13 protein-coding genes and 2 pseudogenes are annotated in these 13883 nt (G+C 74.4%); 9 read left to right on the forward strand and 6 right to left on the reverse strand.

Going from position 1 to position 13883, the window contains the following annotated elements:
• Positions 1-78: 78 nt before the first annotated feature.
• The 5 genes and pseudogenes from QWJ13_RS17545 to QWJ13_RS17565 all read left to right on the forward strand — a co-directional run.
• A pseudogene (locus QWJ13_RS17545) lies at positions 79-504 on the forward strand (amidohydrolase family protein); the annotation flags it as partial.
• Positions 505-672: 168 nt separating this feature from the next.
• Positions 673-1896 carry a glycosyltransferase gene (locus QWJ13_RS17550; protein WP_316526006.1) on the forward strand — a complete coding sequence of 408 codons (1224 nt, stop codon included), beginning with the start codon at positions 673-675 and terminating at the stop codon, positions 1894-1896.
• Positions 1897-2091: 195 nt separating this feature from the next.
• Positions 2092-2802, forward strand: coding sequence for a DUF6461 domain-containing protein (locus QWJ13_RS17555; protein ID WP_316525512.1), 711 nt, complete (start codon positions 2092-2094; stop codon positions 2800-2802).
• A 162-nt stretch (positions 2803-2964) separates the two neighbouring features.
• On the forward strand, positions 2965-4539 hold the full coding sequence (locus tag QWJ13_RS17560) for an alpha/beta hydrolase (protein WP_316525513.1): 1575 nt from the start codon (positions 2965-2967) through the stop codon (positions 4537-4539).
• Between the two features lie 85 nt (positions 4540-4624).
• Complete coding sequence (locus tag QWJ13_RS17565; protein ID WP_316525514.1) at positions 4625-5254, forward strand: mycothiol-dependent nitroreductase Rv2466c family protein; 630 nt, start codon at positions 4625-4627, stop codon at positions 5252-5254.
• Between the two features lie 11 nt (positions 5255-5265).
• On the opposite strand, the gene QWJ13_RS17570 is transcribed toward QWJ13_RS17565, so the two are convergent.
• Positions 5266-5472 (reverse strand): hypothetical protein, encoded by a 207-nt coding sequence (locus QWJ13_RS17570; protein WP_316525515.1) that lies wholly within the window; start codon positions 5470-5472, stop codon positions 5266-5268.
• Between the two features lie 68 nt (positions 5473-5540).
• On the opposite strand from QWJ13_RS17570, the gene ftsH reads away from it, so the two are divergent.
• From ftsH to QWJ13_RS17585, 3 genes and pseudogenes are all read left to right on the forward strand, one after another.
• Positions 5541-7589: an ATP-dependent zinc metalloprotease FtsH gene (ftsH, locus tag QWJ13_RS17575; protein ID WP_316525516.1), complete on the forward strand. Its 2049-nt coding sequence runs from the start codon at positions 5541-5543 to the stop codon at positions 7587-7589.
• Between the two features lie 64 nt (positions 7590-7653).
• Positions 7654-8493, forward strand: a complete 840-nt coding sequence (gene nadE, locus QWJ13_RS17580) for an NAD(+) synthase (RefSeq protein WP_316525517.1) — start codon at positions 7654-7656, stop codon at positions 8491-8493.
• Positions 8494-8611: 118 nt separating this feature from the next.
• Positions 8612-8776: pseudogene (locus QWJ13_RS17585) on the forward strand (ADP-ribosylglycohydrolase family protein); the annotation flags it as partial.
• A gap of 91 nt (positions 8777-8867) precedes the next feature.
• Here the strand turns inward: QWJ13_RS17585 and QWJ13_RS17590 are convergent.
• The 5 genes from QWJ13_RS17590 to QWJ13_RS17610 form a co-directional block, all read right to left on the reverse strand.
• Positions 8868-9227 carry a hypothetical protein gene (locus tag QWJ13_RS17590; protein WP_316525518.1) on the reverse strand — a complete coding sequence of 120 codons (360 nt, stop codon included), beginning with the start codon at positions 9225-9227 and terminating at the stop codon, positions 8868-8870.
• A gap of 112 nt (positions 9228-9339) precedes the next feature.
• A complete protein-coding gene (locus QWJ13_RS17595) occupies positions 9340-9693 on the reverse strand; it encodes a hypothetical protein (protein WP_316525519.1) in 354 nt (117 codons plus the stop codon).
• A gap of 103 nt (positions 9694-9796) precedes the next feature.
• Entirely contained in the window at positions 9797-10525 is a 729-nt protein-coding gene (locus tag QWJ13_RS17600) for a hypothetical protein (protein ID WP_432277542.1), read from the reverse strand.
• A 170-nt stretch (positions 10526-10695) separates the two neighbouring features.
• Positions 10696-12399, reverse strand: a complete 1704-nt coding sequence (locus tag QWJ13_RS17605; protein ID WP_316525522.1) for a DUF885 domain-containing protein — start codon at positions 12397-12399, stop codon at positions 10696-10698.
• A gap of 134 nt (positions 12400-12533) precedes the next feature.
• Positions 12534-12962, reverse strand: coding sequence for a DUF5997 family protein (locus QWJ13_RS17610; protein WP_316525523.1), 429 nt, complete (start codon positions 12960-12962; stop codon positions 12534-12536).
• Positions 12963-13020: 58 nt separating this feature from the next.
• On the opposite strand from QWJ13_RS17610, the gene QWJ13_RS17615 reads away from it, so the two are divergent.
• The gene (locus tag QWJ13_RS17615; protein WP_432277543.1) at positions 13021-13836 is read left to right on the forward strand and encodes a LysR family substrate-binding domain-containing protein; all 816 of its coding nucleotides are present in this window, start codon (positions 13021-13023) and stop codon (positions 13834-13836) included.
• Positions 13837-13883 lie beyond the last annotated feature (47 nt).

Below are 13883 nucleotides of genomic sequence, written 5' to 3' on the forward strand. Positions count from 1 at the left end.
TAGGACGATTTGCCTGTCGGGCACATCCGGTCCGCGGACGGGGATCACCCCGGGATCCAGAGCGAGAGCGAGCAGCCCATGGCCACACCGTCCGTCACCCTCTTCCGTGACGTGCGCCCGTTCGGTGCCGATCGGGCCGTGGACCTGGTCGCCGTGGACGGCCTGCTGGCGGAGCGGGTGCCCGAGGGGGCGGTGCCGGAGGTGGTCGAGGGCGGCGGCCGGATCGCGCTGCCCACCCTGGTGGACGCCCACATCCACCCCGACAAGACCGCCTGGGGCGAGCCCTGGTACAGCCGCCGCCCGGCCGGCTCGCTGCCCGAGTACGTCCAGGGCGACGTCGACCTCCACCGGCACCAGCGGACCCCGGTCGCCGAGCGGGCCCACCGGCTGCTGAGCCACGCCGTGACGCGCGGCACCCGCGCGGTGCGGGCCCATGTGGACGTGGCACCCGCGTTCGGGCTGGCCGCGCCGGCCGCGTCCGGAGCCGGACGGCGGCCGCGGCGGCCGGTTCGGGGGAGCGGTTGGGACGGGGCGGCCAACGGAAAAGGCAAGGAGAGTGAATCCCCTTGCCCTTTTCAAGGTATAGCGTGCCCCGGGGCTTGCGGCAAGGCCCCCGTGGTGCCGCAGAATCACGGCCGTAAGGCCATGACCTGCGGAAACGGGAGTCGTGAAATGCGCGTGTTGATGACGACGTGGGGATCGCGCGGGGATGTCGAACCGCTGGCTGGGCTGGCGGCGGCGCTGCGGGGGCTGGGTGCCGAGGTGCGGGTATGCGCGCCGCCGGACGAGGAGTTCGCGGCGCTGCTGGCACGGGTCGGGGTGCCGTTGGTGCCGCTCGGCCCGTCGGTGCGCTCGGTGGTCTCCGGGCCCAAGCCGCCGACGGCGGAGGACGCGTTCCGGCTGGCCCGCGAGTTGGTCGCCGCCCGGTTCGAGACGCTCACCGAGGCGGCCGAGGGCTGTGACGTGGTGCTGGCGACCGGCCTGATGCCTGCCGGGGCGCGGGATGTCGCGGAGAAGCTCGGCCTCCCGTACGTGTTGGCCTGCTTCCACATCTTCGGACTGCCCTCGCGCCACTTCCGGCCCGGCCGGCGGCCGGGGACGCCCTCCCCGGAGGATGAGACGGACTACCGGAAGCTGTGGGAGCAGGACGCCCAGCGGGTGAACGCCCTGTACGGGGAGGCGCTCAACAGCCACCGGTCGGCGATCGGCCTGCCGCCGGTGGAGAACGTCCGGGACCACGTCTTCACCGACCGGCCGTGGCTGGCCGCGGACCCGGCGCTGTGCCCGTCGGAGGGCATGACGGAACTCGACGTGCTGCCGACCGGCGCGTGGATCCTGCCCGACGACCGCCCCCTCCCGGCCGACCTGGAGGCGTTCCTGGACGCCGGTGAACCACCCGTGTACGTCGGCTTCGGCAGCATGGCCGCGTACGCCCCCGAGGGCATCGCCCGGGTGGCCGTGGAAGCGGGCCGCGCGCAGGGCCGCCGCGTCCTGCTCGCCCGCGGCTGGGCCGGGCTCGCTCCGATCGACGACGGTGCGGACTGCCACGTCGTCGGCGAGGTGAACCAGCAGGCACTGTTCCGCCGGGTGGCGGCCGTCGTCCACCACGGCGGCGCCGGCACCACGACGACCGCCGCCGTGGCGGGCGTACCCCAGGTGGTCGTCCCCCGGATCGCCGACCAGCCGTACTGGGCGGGCCGGGTGGCCGAGTTGGGCATCGGCGCGGCCCACCTGGAGCGCACGCCGACCGTCGACTCGCTCTCCGCCGCGCTCGCCACGGCCCTGGACCCCGAGACCGGGGTGCGGGCGGCGGCGGTGGCCGGCGGCATCCGCACCGACGGGGCGACGGTGGCCGCCAAGCTGCTGTTCGACCTGGTGGGCCGGCCGAGGCCGTGAGCCGATCGGTGCCGGTGGCCGACCGAACGCTGCTGGGGTCCGGGCGAGTTCGGCTCCGAAGCGGTTCCCATCCGGCCCGGGTGCGGCCGGTTCCGGCACTGATCCGGCGACCGGCCTCCGACTGTCGGCCGGGTCGGTTAGGGTGCCCACCGGCGAGCCCGGTCACCACAGGTCCGGCCGCGAGGGGAGGGCGGCATGACCGAGGGCACGCGCGAGGCGGCGGGGCGGGACGGCGACGGCATCCAGTGGCTCGCGGAGATCGGCGGGCCAGGAGCCGGCCGGCCGTCAACGGGCCTCCCCGATACGGACGGTGAGGTCGGCGGGGTACTCTTCGCCCGGGGCATCACGCCCGAGGAACTCGCCCGCCGGATGGGCGCCGACCCGGCCACCGCGACCGAGCCGATCAGCGACACCGAGATCCGCGGTCTGGACATCGAGGTCTACCGCCCCAGCGACGACGGCGACGGCGTGATCAGGGTCGGCACCTGCGCCGGCTGGTCGTTCGCGATCGAGTACGGCGACTCCACCGGCGGCGAACTGCTCACCGAGATAGCGCGCGACGGCGTCGAGGTGGTCCATTTCCGCTCGATGCCGCGGCAGCGGCCGGCCCTGCTGGACTATGCCCGGGACGGGGCGGTGCTGTGCGGTTTCGGCCTCGGCGAGGAGCGCTGGCGCTGGGGTCAGGAGCCGGATCTGCTGGTGCCGGACCTGGTCGCCGCCAAGGTCCTGGAGGCCGACGGCGTGACCTCCTGCGGGCCGGCGCGGGAGGCCGCCGTGGCGGTCGGCCGCCGTACCCTCGGCGCCGTCGAACGGCGCTTCGGCCTGAGCCTGCCCCGGGCCGCCCTCGGCGGGCTGCGCCTGCCGGCGTACGCGGTGCGGGGCACCCCGGGTATGGCGCTGCGCTGAGCCGGGTGGATGAGGGGACGGCGGCCTTCACCCGGTCGGCCGGTGGCAGCCGGTCCGCCGCACGCCCCCGTCCGGAGGCCTCGGCAGGGCATCGGCCGGCCCCGGCGCCTAGGGTCTGCGGTACCCGCCCCGCCCGGCCGACCCGAGAGGTGGACCCACCCGATGCACACCGTCGTCCGCGGCGCCGGAGCGTTCGGCCTGACCGTCCTCCTGCTCGCCACCGCCACCGCCTGCCGGAACGGCGGCTCCTCCGCCGCCGAGGCCGCGCCGACCACCCCGGCCGCCGACTCCGGGGCCGCCACCGGCCTGGGCGCCCAGCAACTGGACTGGCACGCCTGCGCCGCCCCCACCAGCGCCCAGGGCAACGGCACCGCGCCCGCCGCCGACTGGCAGTGCGCCACCCTCAAAGCCCCGCTGGACCACGGCAAACCGCACGGCCCGACCATCGGCCTCGCCCTGATCCGCAGCCGGGCCACGGACGAGCAGCACCGGATCGGCTCACTGCTGTTCAACTTCGGCGGCCCCGGCGCCTCCGGCGTGGCCACCCTGCCCGCCCTCGCCCCGACCTACGCCAACCTCAACTCCCGCTACGACCTGGTGAGTTTCGATCCCCGCGGGGTCGGCGCCAGCGCCGGGGTGAAGTGCCTGGACGACCAGGCGATGGACGCCGCCACCGCCGCCGACGGCACCCCCGACACCCCCGACGCCGTGAAGGCCCTGGACGACAGCAACGCCCGCTTCGTCACCGCCTGCGAGCACAACTCGGGCACTGTGCTGCCGTACGTGGACACCGAGAGCGCCGCACGGGACATGGACCTGATGCGGCAGGTGCTGGGCGACCGGGAGCTCTCCTACTTCGGCATCAGCTACGGCACCCAGCTCGGCGGCGTCTACGCGCACCTGTTCCCGCAGCAGGTCGGCCGGATGGTGCTGGACTCGGTGGTCGACCCGACCAAGGACCCGCAGCAGGCCGCGCTCGGCCAGGCCCAGGGCTTCCAACTCGCCCTCGGCGACTTCATGAAGGCCTGCGCCGCCCAGGCCGGGGCCGCCTGTCCGACCGGCGCGGGCGGCGACGAGGGCACCGCCAAGGTCGCCGCGCTGGTGCAGCGGCTGGCGCAGTCGCCGCTGCCCACCCGCCGGGGGCGGCAGCTCACCGAGAACCTCGCGGTCACCGGCATCGCGGCCGCCCTGTACAGCCAGGAGACCTGGCCCGCGCTGGCCGCCGGACTCACCGAGGCGATGGAACAGGGGGCCGGCGACACGCTGCTCGAACTCGCCGACGCGCTGAACGGGCGCGACGCCCAGGGGCACTACACCAACCTGAACGCCGCGAACCGGGCGATCAACTGCGTGGACGCCCGCCAGCGCTACTCCGACCAGGACGTGGAACAGCAGCTGCCGCAGTTCCGCGCCGTCTCCCCGGTGTTCGGCTCCTACACCGCCTGGGGCCTGACCGGCTGCACCGGCTGGCCCGTCCCCGGCAAGACCGCCCACCCGGAGGTCGCCGCGCCCGGTGCCGCCCCGATCCTGGTGGTCGGCACCACCGGCGACCCGGCCACCCCGCTGGAGGGCGCCCACACCATGGCGCAGCAACTCGGCGCGGGCGTCGGCATCACCGTCACCTTGCGGGGCGAGGGCCACGGCGGCTACAACACCGGCAACCCCTGCCTGCGGCAGACCGTGGACGCCTACCTGCTGGACGGCACGGTGCCGGCGGACGGGACGACCTGCGGCTGAGCGGCCGGACGGCGTGAAGTGGCCCACCCGGGCAGCCGCCGATTGGCCCTGGAGAGTGGGCCACTCGGCCACTAGCCTCTCCCGTGTGACGAACCGCACGACTGACCACGAGACCACGAAGGTCGACTTCTACTTCGACCCGATCTGCCCGTTCGCCTGGATCACCTCCCGGTGGATCCTGGAGGTCGAGCGGCAGCGCGACCTCGACCTCACCTTCCGGGTGATGAGCCTGTCCGTACTCAACGAGGGCCGCACCGACCTGCCCGAGCGCTACCAGCGACTGATGGACACCGGCTGGGGCCCCGTCCGGGTCTGCGTCGCCGCCGCCGAGAAGCACGGCCCGCAGGTGCTGCGCGCGCTCTACACCGAACTCGGCACCCGGCTGCACGACCAGGACCGGGCCGTCGACGACGCCCTCGTCCGGGAGGCGCTGGCGGCGGCCGGCCTGCCGCAGGAACTGGCCGAGGCGGCGAACGACACCGCGTACGACGAGGCGCTGCGCAAGAGCCACCACGAGGGCATGGACCCGGTCGGCGAGGAGGTCGGCACGCCGACCATCCACGTGGACGGCGTCGCCTTCTTCGGCCCGGTGCTGACCGCGATCCCGCGCGGGGAGGACGCCGTACGGGTCTTCGACGGCGTCCGGCTGCTGGCCGGCTACCCGAAGTTCTTCGAGCTCAAGCGGACCAGGACGGGCGACCTCGACTTCTCCTGACGCCCGGCCCCTCAGCCCCGGCGCCGCTGCTTGATCTTGATCCTGCCCGACCGGGGGTGGCCGATCACGGTCACGGTCGGGGCGCCGGGCTCCGCCTGCTCGGCGGCCTTGTCGACGATGTTCCCGGTGTCGGTGCCCGACGGGTCGATCCGGACGACCCAGCCTCGTGGGACCGTTTTGCCCCGGTTGGCCCGGAACTGCCCCGCTCGGCCTCCCATCCGGGCTCGGAGCGTCCGACCATGGAGGGGCGGAGGCTGCTCGGCCTCCCGGAAGGCGGTGAGCGTGGATGATCGTACGAATCCGATTGCGCGCTGCCCGTCACCCCGCGACCCCGCCGGGCTCCGGACCGGGCCCCGGCCCCGGATGGGGCCAGAGCCCGCGACAGAACCCCGGCCCCGGCCAAGGCCCCGGGCAACGGCCGCCCGGCGGCCCGGCCAAGCCCCCGCCGCCCTCCTGGCGCCGCTGGCTGCTGCCCGTCGCCGTGCTGGTCACCCTGCTCCTCCTGGTGCTCTTCTCCAACAAGGGAACCCCCGGCACCCGCTACGGCTACACCGACTTCCTGGGCCGGGTCGACGCCGGCCAGGTGCAGACCGTGGACGTCAGCGACACCGGCGGGGTGAGCGGCACCCTCAAGGACGGCACCCACTTCACCAGCCAGATCCCCACCGCCCTGGACACCTCCCGGCTCAGCACCGCGCTCACCGACCACCACGTGACCGTCACGGGCAGCCGGACCAGCGGCGGCAGCTCGATCTGGTCCACCCTGCTGGTGTTCCTGCCGCTGCTGGTCTTCGGCGGGCTCTTCCTCTGGTCCGGCCGGATCGCGGCCCGGTCGCTGGGCGGCGGCCTGAGCGCCATCGGACGGTCCCGCGCCAAGATCATCGAGGCCGAGCGGCCGGCCACCGGCTTCGCCGACGTGGCCGGGTACGAGGGGGTGAAACAGGAGGTCAGCGAGGTGGTCGACTTCCTGCGTAGCCCGGAGCGGTACGCCGCCGCCGGGGCCAAGGGGCCCCGCGGGGTGATCATGGTCGGGCCGCCCGGCACCGGCAAGACCCTGCTCGCCCGAGCGGTGGCCGGGGAGGCCTCGGTGCCCTTCCTCTCGGTGACCGGTTCCGGCTTCGTGGAGATGTTCGTCGGCGTCGGCGCCTCCCGGGTCCGCGACCTGTTCGAGGACGCCCGCAAACGCGCGCCGTCGATCATCTTCATCGACGAGATCGACGCCGTCGGCGGCCGCCGGGCCGGCGGCACCCGGCTCGGCGGCAACGACGAGCGCGAGCAGACCCTCAACCAGCTGCTCGCCGAGATGGACGGCTTCGACCAGAGCACCGGCATCGTCGTCATCGCCGCCACCAACCGGCCCGACGCCCTCGACCCGGCCCTGCTGCGCCCCGGCCGCTTCGACCGGCAGGTCACCGTCCCGCTGCCCAACCAGGCCGAGCGGGCCGCCATCCTGGCCGTGCACGCCCGGGGCAAGACCCTCGGCCCGGACGTCGACCTCGGGCGGCTCGCCCGCGGCACCCCCGGCTTCTCCGGCGCCGACCTCGCCAACCTGGTCAACGAGGCCGCCATCAACGCCGTCCGCGCCGAGCGGGCCACCCTCACCGCCGCCGACCTCGACGCCGCCCGCGACCGGGTGCTGCTCGGCCGCCGGGAGTCCTCCAACGCGCTGCTGCCCGAGGAACGGCAGTCCGTCGCCGTGCACGAGTCCGGACACGCCCTGGTGGCCGCGCTGTGCGAGCACGCCGACCCGGTCGCCAAGGTGACCATCCTCCCGGCCGGCGTCGCCCTCGGCGCCACCGAGCAGCTGCCCGAGGCCGAACGGCGCCTGTACACCGAGGGCTACCTGACCGACCTGCTCACCGTCCAGCTCGGCGGCCGGGCGGCCGAGCTGGTGGTCTTCGGCCAGGGCTCCACGGGCGCCGCCAACGACCTCGCCAACGCCACCTCGATCGCCACCCGGATGGTCCGCGAGTTCGGCCTCTCCCCGGAACTGGGCCCGGTCGGGTACTCCAGCGGCACCCCGCACTACCTCGGCGACAGCCCCGAGGACCTGCTGCGCCGCCCGTACTCCGAGCAGACCCAGCGCGCCGTGGACGAGGCGGTGGCCCGGCTGCTGCGCCGGGCCGAACGGCGGGCCGTCGACCTGCTGACCGAGCACCGGCACCACCTGGACGGGCTGGCGGCGCTGCTGGTCGCCCAGGAGACCGTGGACGGCGCGGTGGTGCTCGACATCCTGGCGCACCCGGGGCCGGAGCGGCCGGTCTCGCTGCACAAGCCGAATGAGCCGGACGGGCCGGACGGGCCGGTGGCACCGGGGGAGGACCACCACCCGTGACGGCCGCATCGGCGGGAGTCGTATCCTCGTGACCGTCGCGTGTTCACCGTCCCGAGGAGTCGGAATGACCGAGCCCCTGCCTGCCGACGTCCAGCGGGAGATCGCCCGTGCCCTCGGAGTGGCGCCCGTGCCGGACCCCGCGAAGGAGGCCGAGCGCCGGGTGGAGTTCCTGGCCGAGCGGGTACGGGCCACCGGCGCGCGCAGCCTGGTGCTGGGCATCAGCGGCGGCGTCGACTCCACCACCGCCGGGCGGCTGTGCCAGCTCGCCGTCGAGCGGCTGCGGGCCGAGGGGCACCAGGTGACCTTCACCGCGATGCGGCTGCCGTACGGCGTCCAGGCCGACGAGGCGGACGCCCAGCTCGCGCTCGGCTTCATCCGCGCCGACGAGCTGCTGACCGTCGACATCAAGCCCGCCACCGACGGCGCGATCGCCGCCTTGAAGGCCGCCGGCCTGACCTACCGCGACCACGGCCAGGAGGACTTCGTCGGCGGCAACGTCAAGGCCCGCCAGCGGATGGTGGTGCAGTACGCGGCGGCGGGCGCCAAGGGCGGGCTGGTCGTCGGCACCGACCACGCGGCCGAGGCCGCCGTCGGCTTCTTCACCAAGTTCGGCGACGGCGCGGCCGACGTGATGCCGCTGTCCGGCCTGACCAAGCGCCAGGTGCGGGCGATCGCCGAGGCGCTGGGCGCGCCGGCCGAGCTGGTCAAGAAGGTCCCGACCGCCGACCTGGAGGACCTCGACCCCGGCCGCCCCGACGAGGACGCCCTCGGCGTCAGCTACGACGAGCTGGACGACTTCCTGGAGGAGCGGCCGGTCAGCGAGGACGTCTTCCGCACCGTCCTCGGCCACTACCGCCGCACCGAGCACAAGCGCCACCTGCCGGTCACCCCGCCGGTGGCATGACCGGCCGGGACGAGCGCGCCGCCGGCGCCGTCCCCGGAGCCGCCGTGGGGGATGCCCTCGGTGCTCCCTAGGCGTCCGGCCCGGTCGGCGCGCTCTCTCCGCCCGCTTCCCGGACGCCCCCGCCGTCCTGGCCCACGTCGACGCCGAGCACCGGGAGCGGTACGCCCCCGACTGGCACCCGGAGCGCGCAACCGAGGCCAACGGCGCGGTCTGGCCGTGTCTGGGGTCGGCGGCCTGGCGGCGATCCCGGAGCGCTGGACCGGCCGCTGCACGTCGCGCTGCCCGGCTTCGGCGGGCGCGTGCTGCGGACGCCCGAATGCTGGACCTGGCCCGCCGGCGGCCGGCGGCCGGCGTGGACGGGCCGGTGGGGCCGGTCAGGTGTCGATGCCGCCGGCGTGGCCGGTCAGGACCATCACGAGCGCGAAGAGCAGGAACGCCGCCAGCAGCAGATGGCCGAGGAGCGAGCCGAGCATCGCGCGGCGCCAGCGGCGGTGCGGGGTCGAGCCGGAGCCGGCCGACGCCGCGCCGATCAGGGCGGCGACCGCGACGCCGGCGAGGAGCCCCCAGCTCTGCCGCATCGCCCAGTCGTACTCGATGGTCGGACGGTCCCCGACCGTCGCCCAGATCCGGTAGAGCAGGAAGCAGTCGATCGCGGCCGTCAGTGCGGCGAACAGCGTGCCTCTCTTCAGGTCGGCGGACTCCCTGCCCGGACCCTTGCCACCCGACTCCGCCACCGCGCCCGTTCCCCCGATGTCGTTCGCACACCTGCCCGGCCACCGTACCGGGAAGCCGTTCGGAAGCGAAGCGGTGCGGGCGGTCGGAAACCGGCGGCGGTCTGCCAAGGGCCTACCAAGGGATGGAGAAACGCGGCGGGTTGACCATCAGGTAGACGATCAGGCCCACGACGAGCAGTAGTTGGCAGAGTATCGGGCTGAACATCGCGTAGCGCCAGCGGCGTTGGGGCGTCGACCGGCTGCCCGCGACGGCGGCGCCGAGCAGCATCGTGAACGCGACGGCGCCGACGAGCCACGTCGTCTGCACCACCGCGGCGTGGTGTTCGTGGGAGGTCTGCTGCCCGGCCCACCGCCAGATCCGGGACAGCAGGAAGCCGTCGATCACCGCCGTCAGCACGGCGGACACCGCCCCGACCGTCAGATCCGTCGTCTCTCTGCCCAGGCCCTTGATGTCCGATTCGGTCATTGCGTCCGTTCCCCCGAGCCGTTCGCCGATGTGGGTGGCTACGGTACCGGGGAACGGGCTCAACGGCCTTGTGGCGTAGGGGCGGTGAACCGAGGCGTGGGCGTCAGTCCCCGTCGGCGTCGGCCTCGGTGGTCGGGGCGGCGCCCTGGCGGATGGCGAGCTTGGCCTCGGCGGTCGTCCAGTCGGTGGCGATCGCCTGCTGGGCGGCGGCGAGGGTGACCTGGCCCTTGCAGATGGCGGTGTGCAGGTGGGTCTCCACCGAGTCCTTGGGGTTGTTCGGCCCCTTGCCCGGGACGTGGCCGGGGGACGGCGGCTGGACCCACAGGTTGCGCGGGTCGTTGGGGTCGCCGCCGAGCTGGAGGCTGATCAGGTGGTCGTACTCGGCGTCGCCCATCGGGCCGGTGTAGCCGTAGGACTTGGCGTTCTCGGTCTTCTCCTTGCCGGTGATGTTCACCGGGGGCCGGATCGTCGAGGTGTAGCCGCCCGGCTTGCAGATGGTGTCCTTGAGGTTGTCCTGGTTGACCGCCGGGCTGATCGCGCCCGGGGTGCAGTTCGGGTCGGGCAGCGGCTGCTTGTCGGCGGTGTAGCGGTAGTGGCAGCTGCCCGGCGCGGGCTGCGGCTGCACGTCGTAACTGCTCTTCGGGCCGGGGCCGGTGACGATCGCGGCGGGCGGGGCGGCGGCGTCGCCCGCGGCGGCCGGGGCGGAGCTGTGCCCGGCCCCCTTGGCGGCGTGGCCGCCGCCGGACGAGCAGCCTGCGGCTGCGGCGGCGAGCAGGACGGCCGCGGCTATGGCCAGGGCGCTGCGGGCGGGAGCCGGCACGGTTTCCTCCATCGGGGTGTGCGTGAGCGGCGGCCGCCGGGGGTGCCGGGGCCGCGCCAGCGGACACTACCGTGTGGACGGGGCCGCGGGGGTGAGGGCATGTCCGGGCGCGGGAAGCCTTGACCGGGCGCGCGGAACCGTTTCCGCAACGGCGGGGAAGAGCAGCCCGGAGGGCCTGCGGTCTACCGCTGCTCCGCGATCCAGTCCGTCATCAGGTCGTCCAGCACTTCCAGCGGCAGGCTGCCGTGCCCGATCACCTGGTGGTGGAACTCCCGGACGTCGAACCGGGCGCCGAGCGCCGCCCGGGCCCGCTCACGGTGCCGCACGATCTCCCGGCGGCCGACCAGATAGGCGGTGGCCTGGCCCGGCCAGGCGATGTAACGGTCGATCTCGTTGCGGATGTTGGCCTCGGGGGTGGCGGTGTTGGCCCGCATGTAGGCCATCGCCCGCTGCCGGGACCAGCCGTAGTGGTGCATCCCGGTGTCCACCACCAGCCGGACGGCGCGCAGCGCGTCCATCGAGAGCATGCCGAACCGGGACAGCTCCGAGCCGTACAGCCCCATCTCGTCCGCGAGCCGCTCGGTGTACAGGCCCCAGCCCTCGACGTGGGCGGTCAGCTGGCCGCTCGGGTTGCGCCGGAACCGCGGCAGGTCGTGGAGGGTCTGGGCGACGGCGATCTGGAGGTGGTGGCCGGGCACGCTCTCATGGAAGGCGATCGCCTCGTACTCGTAGCTGAACCGGGTCTCCGGGCGCAGCGTGTTGATCCAGTGGGTGCCGGGCAGCCCGCCCGGGCCCGGCGGCTGGTAGTAGGCCAGCGACGCGGTCCGCGCCTCGATCGGGTCGATCTCCCTGGTCACGCAGTCGGCGATCGGGTACGGGCGGAACCAGTCCGGGGCGGCGCGGCGGGCCCGCTCCATCGCTCCGTCCACCAGGGCGACGATCTCGGCCGCGCTGGTGAAGCGCAGCGAACGGTCCTCGCGCAGCGCGGTCAGGACGGCCGCCGGGTCGGTGATGCCCAGCACCTTGCCGCCCAGCTCGGCGAACTCCTCGCGCAGCGCCGCGAGGGCCTCCAGGCCGATCCGGTGCACCTCCCGGGGGGTGAGGCCGGGCCGGGTGAAGCGGGCGAGCGCGTCCGCGTAGCCCTCGGCGCCGTCGGGCACGTGGCAGACGCCGGGCTTGTCGTCCGGCCGGGCGCCCGGCGCCAGCCGCTGGGCCAGCCCGGCCCGGAAGCGGGCCACCGCCGGGCGGACGGCGTCGCGCACGATCGCCCGGGCGCGTTCGAACTCCGGGCGGTCGGCCAGCGGCCGCAGCAGCGTGTCCTCGGCCGGGTCGGTGGCCAGCAGGACGTCCAGCTGGGCGACGGCGGCGTCGACCCCGCTGCGCAGCGGGTGGCGGCCCTCGGCGGCCGTGTCCAGGAGGCGGAGCAGGGTGGCGTCGAAGTAGCCGGGCAGGGCGGCCAGCCGCTCCAGGTAGGCGTCGGCGCCCTCCTGGTCGATCGAGGTCATGCCGAGCGTGGTGAACGCCTCGTTCTGCGGAGCGGTGATGGTCGCCGAGACGCTGAAATCGGCCAGCCCGTGGGTGAGCCGGCCGATGCGGTTGTCGATCAGCCGGGCGAGCACCCGGTGGGTGATCCGCTCCTCACCGGCCAGCGTCTCCGAGGGGATCGCGGCCAGCCGGGCGGCGAAGCCCCGCAGCTGCGCGAGGTGGCGGTCGGCGGCGGCGCGGGACGGGTCGGGAACCAGGTGGGCGTAGCCCTCGACTCCGCCGAGGGTCGCGTCGAACGGGTTGGCGGCGTTCTCGGCGGCGAAGAACTCCTCCGCGAGTTCCGCGAGTTCGGTGTGCTCCGCGGGCTCCGCGCCTTCGGCACGCTGCGGCTGCTCGGTCACTGGTCGCTCCCCCCGATGCGGTAACCGGGGCCCGGCGTGCGGCCGTGCCCGATCCCGCCGATTATTCGGAGCGACCGGTGGCCCGGTCAATACGCGATGGTGGGAGGGAGGCGGACCTCCCTCCCACCGGAAGGTCAGCGGGCCTGGGCGGCCTTCGCCTCCTGGGCGGCCTTGGCAGCGGCCTCCTTCTCCTGCTTCTCCTTGATCCGGAGGGTCTCCTTGCGCACGTCCACCTGGTTGGCGCGCTCGTGCTGGAGCCAGAGCGGGTTCTCGGCCTTGACGGCCTCGATCTGCTCGGTGGTGAGCGCCTCGGTCACCCCGCCGCGGGCCAGACCGGAGATCGAGATGCCGAGCTTGGCGGCGACCACCGGCCGCGGGTGCGGGCCGTTCTTGCGCAGGTCCTGGAGCCACTGCGGCGCCTCGGCCTGAAGCGCGTTGAGCTCCTCGCGGGAGACCACGCCCTCCTGGAAGTCGGTCGGCGCCGCGGCGAGGTAGATCCCCAGCTTCTTGGCCGCCGTGGCCGGCTTCATGGTCTGGCTGGTCTTCTGCTTGAGCGATGTCATGGTGACAAGGGTAAGGGAGTGGGCGGGCGCTTCCGGTCACGGTCGGTAGCCTTGCCCTGTGACAGACATGCAGGTGAACCCGTCCTTCCGGCTCGCGTACGTCCCGGGCGTGACCCCCGGCAAATGGGTCCGGGTCTGGAGCGATCGGCTCCCGGACGTCCCGCTGGACCTCCTCGCGGTCCCGGTCGGCGACGGCGAGCGCACCCTGCGCGAGGGCGGCGCGGACGCCGGGCTGGTGCGGCTGCCGGTCGACAAGGACGTGCTGAGCGCGATCCCGCTCTACACCGAGACGACCGTCGTGGTCTTCCCCAAGGACCACTGGCTGGCCGCCGCCGAGGAGGTCTCGCCGGCCGACCTCGCCGAGGAGGTGGTCTTCCACCCGCTCGACGACACCCTCGGCTTCACCGCCGACACCCTGCCCGGGCGCCCCGCGATCGCCCGCCCGGACACCACGGCGGACGCGATCGAGCTGGTCGCGGCGAACGTCGGCGTGCTCCTGGTGCCGCAGTCGCTGGCCCGGCTGCACCACCGCCGGGACCTCACCTACCGGCCGGTGACGGAGGCGCCGCAGTCCCAGGTGGCGCTGGCCTGGGTGCAGGAGCGGACCACGGACCTGGTGGAGGAGTTCATCGGGATCGTCCGGGGCCGCACCGTCAACAGCTCGCGCGGGCGTGGGGCCGGGCAGGCGGCGCCCGAGGAGCAGCCGAAGAAGAAGGCGGCGGCCGGGCCGCGCAAGCCGCAGCAGCAGAAGCCGGGCGGGCAGAAGGCCGGCGGCGTGAAGGGCGCGAAGGCCGGGGGAGCGCGGAGCGGGGGCGCGAAGGCCGGCGGGCAGAAGCCGAAGCCGGCGGCCCGGCGCGGTAGGCCGAAGCGGTGACCGTGGCGTAGCGTCTGCCCCGTTCCTTGCATTCGACGTATTCGAGG

This window comes from Kitasatospora brasiliensis (genome assembly GCF_032654805.1).
Taxonomy (GTDB): Bacteria; Actinomycetota; Actinomycetes; order Streptomycetales; family Streptomycetaceae; genus Kitasatospora; species Kitasatospora brasiliensis.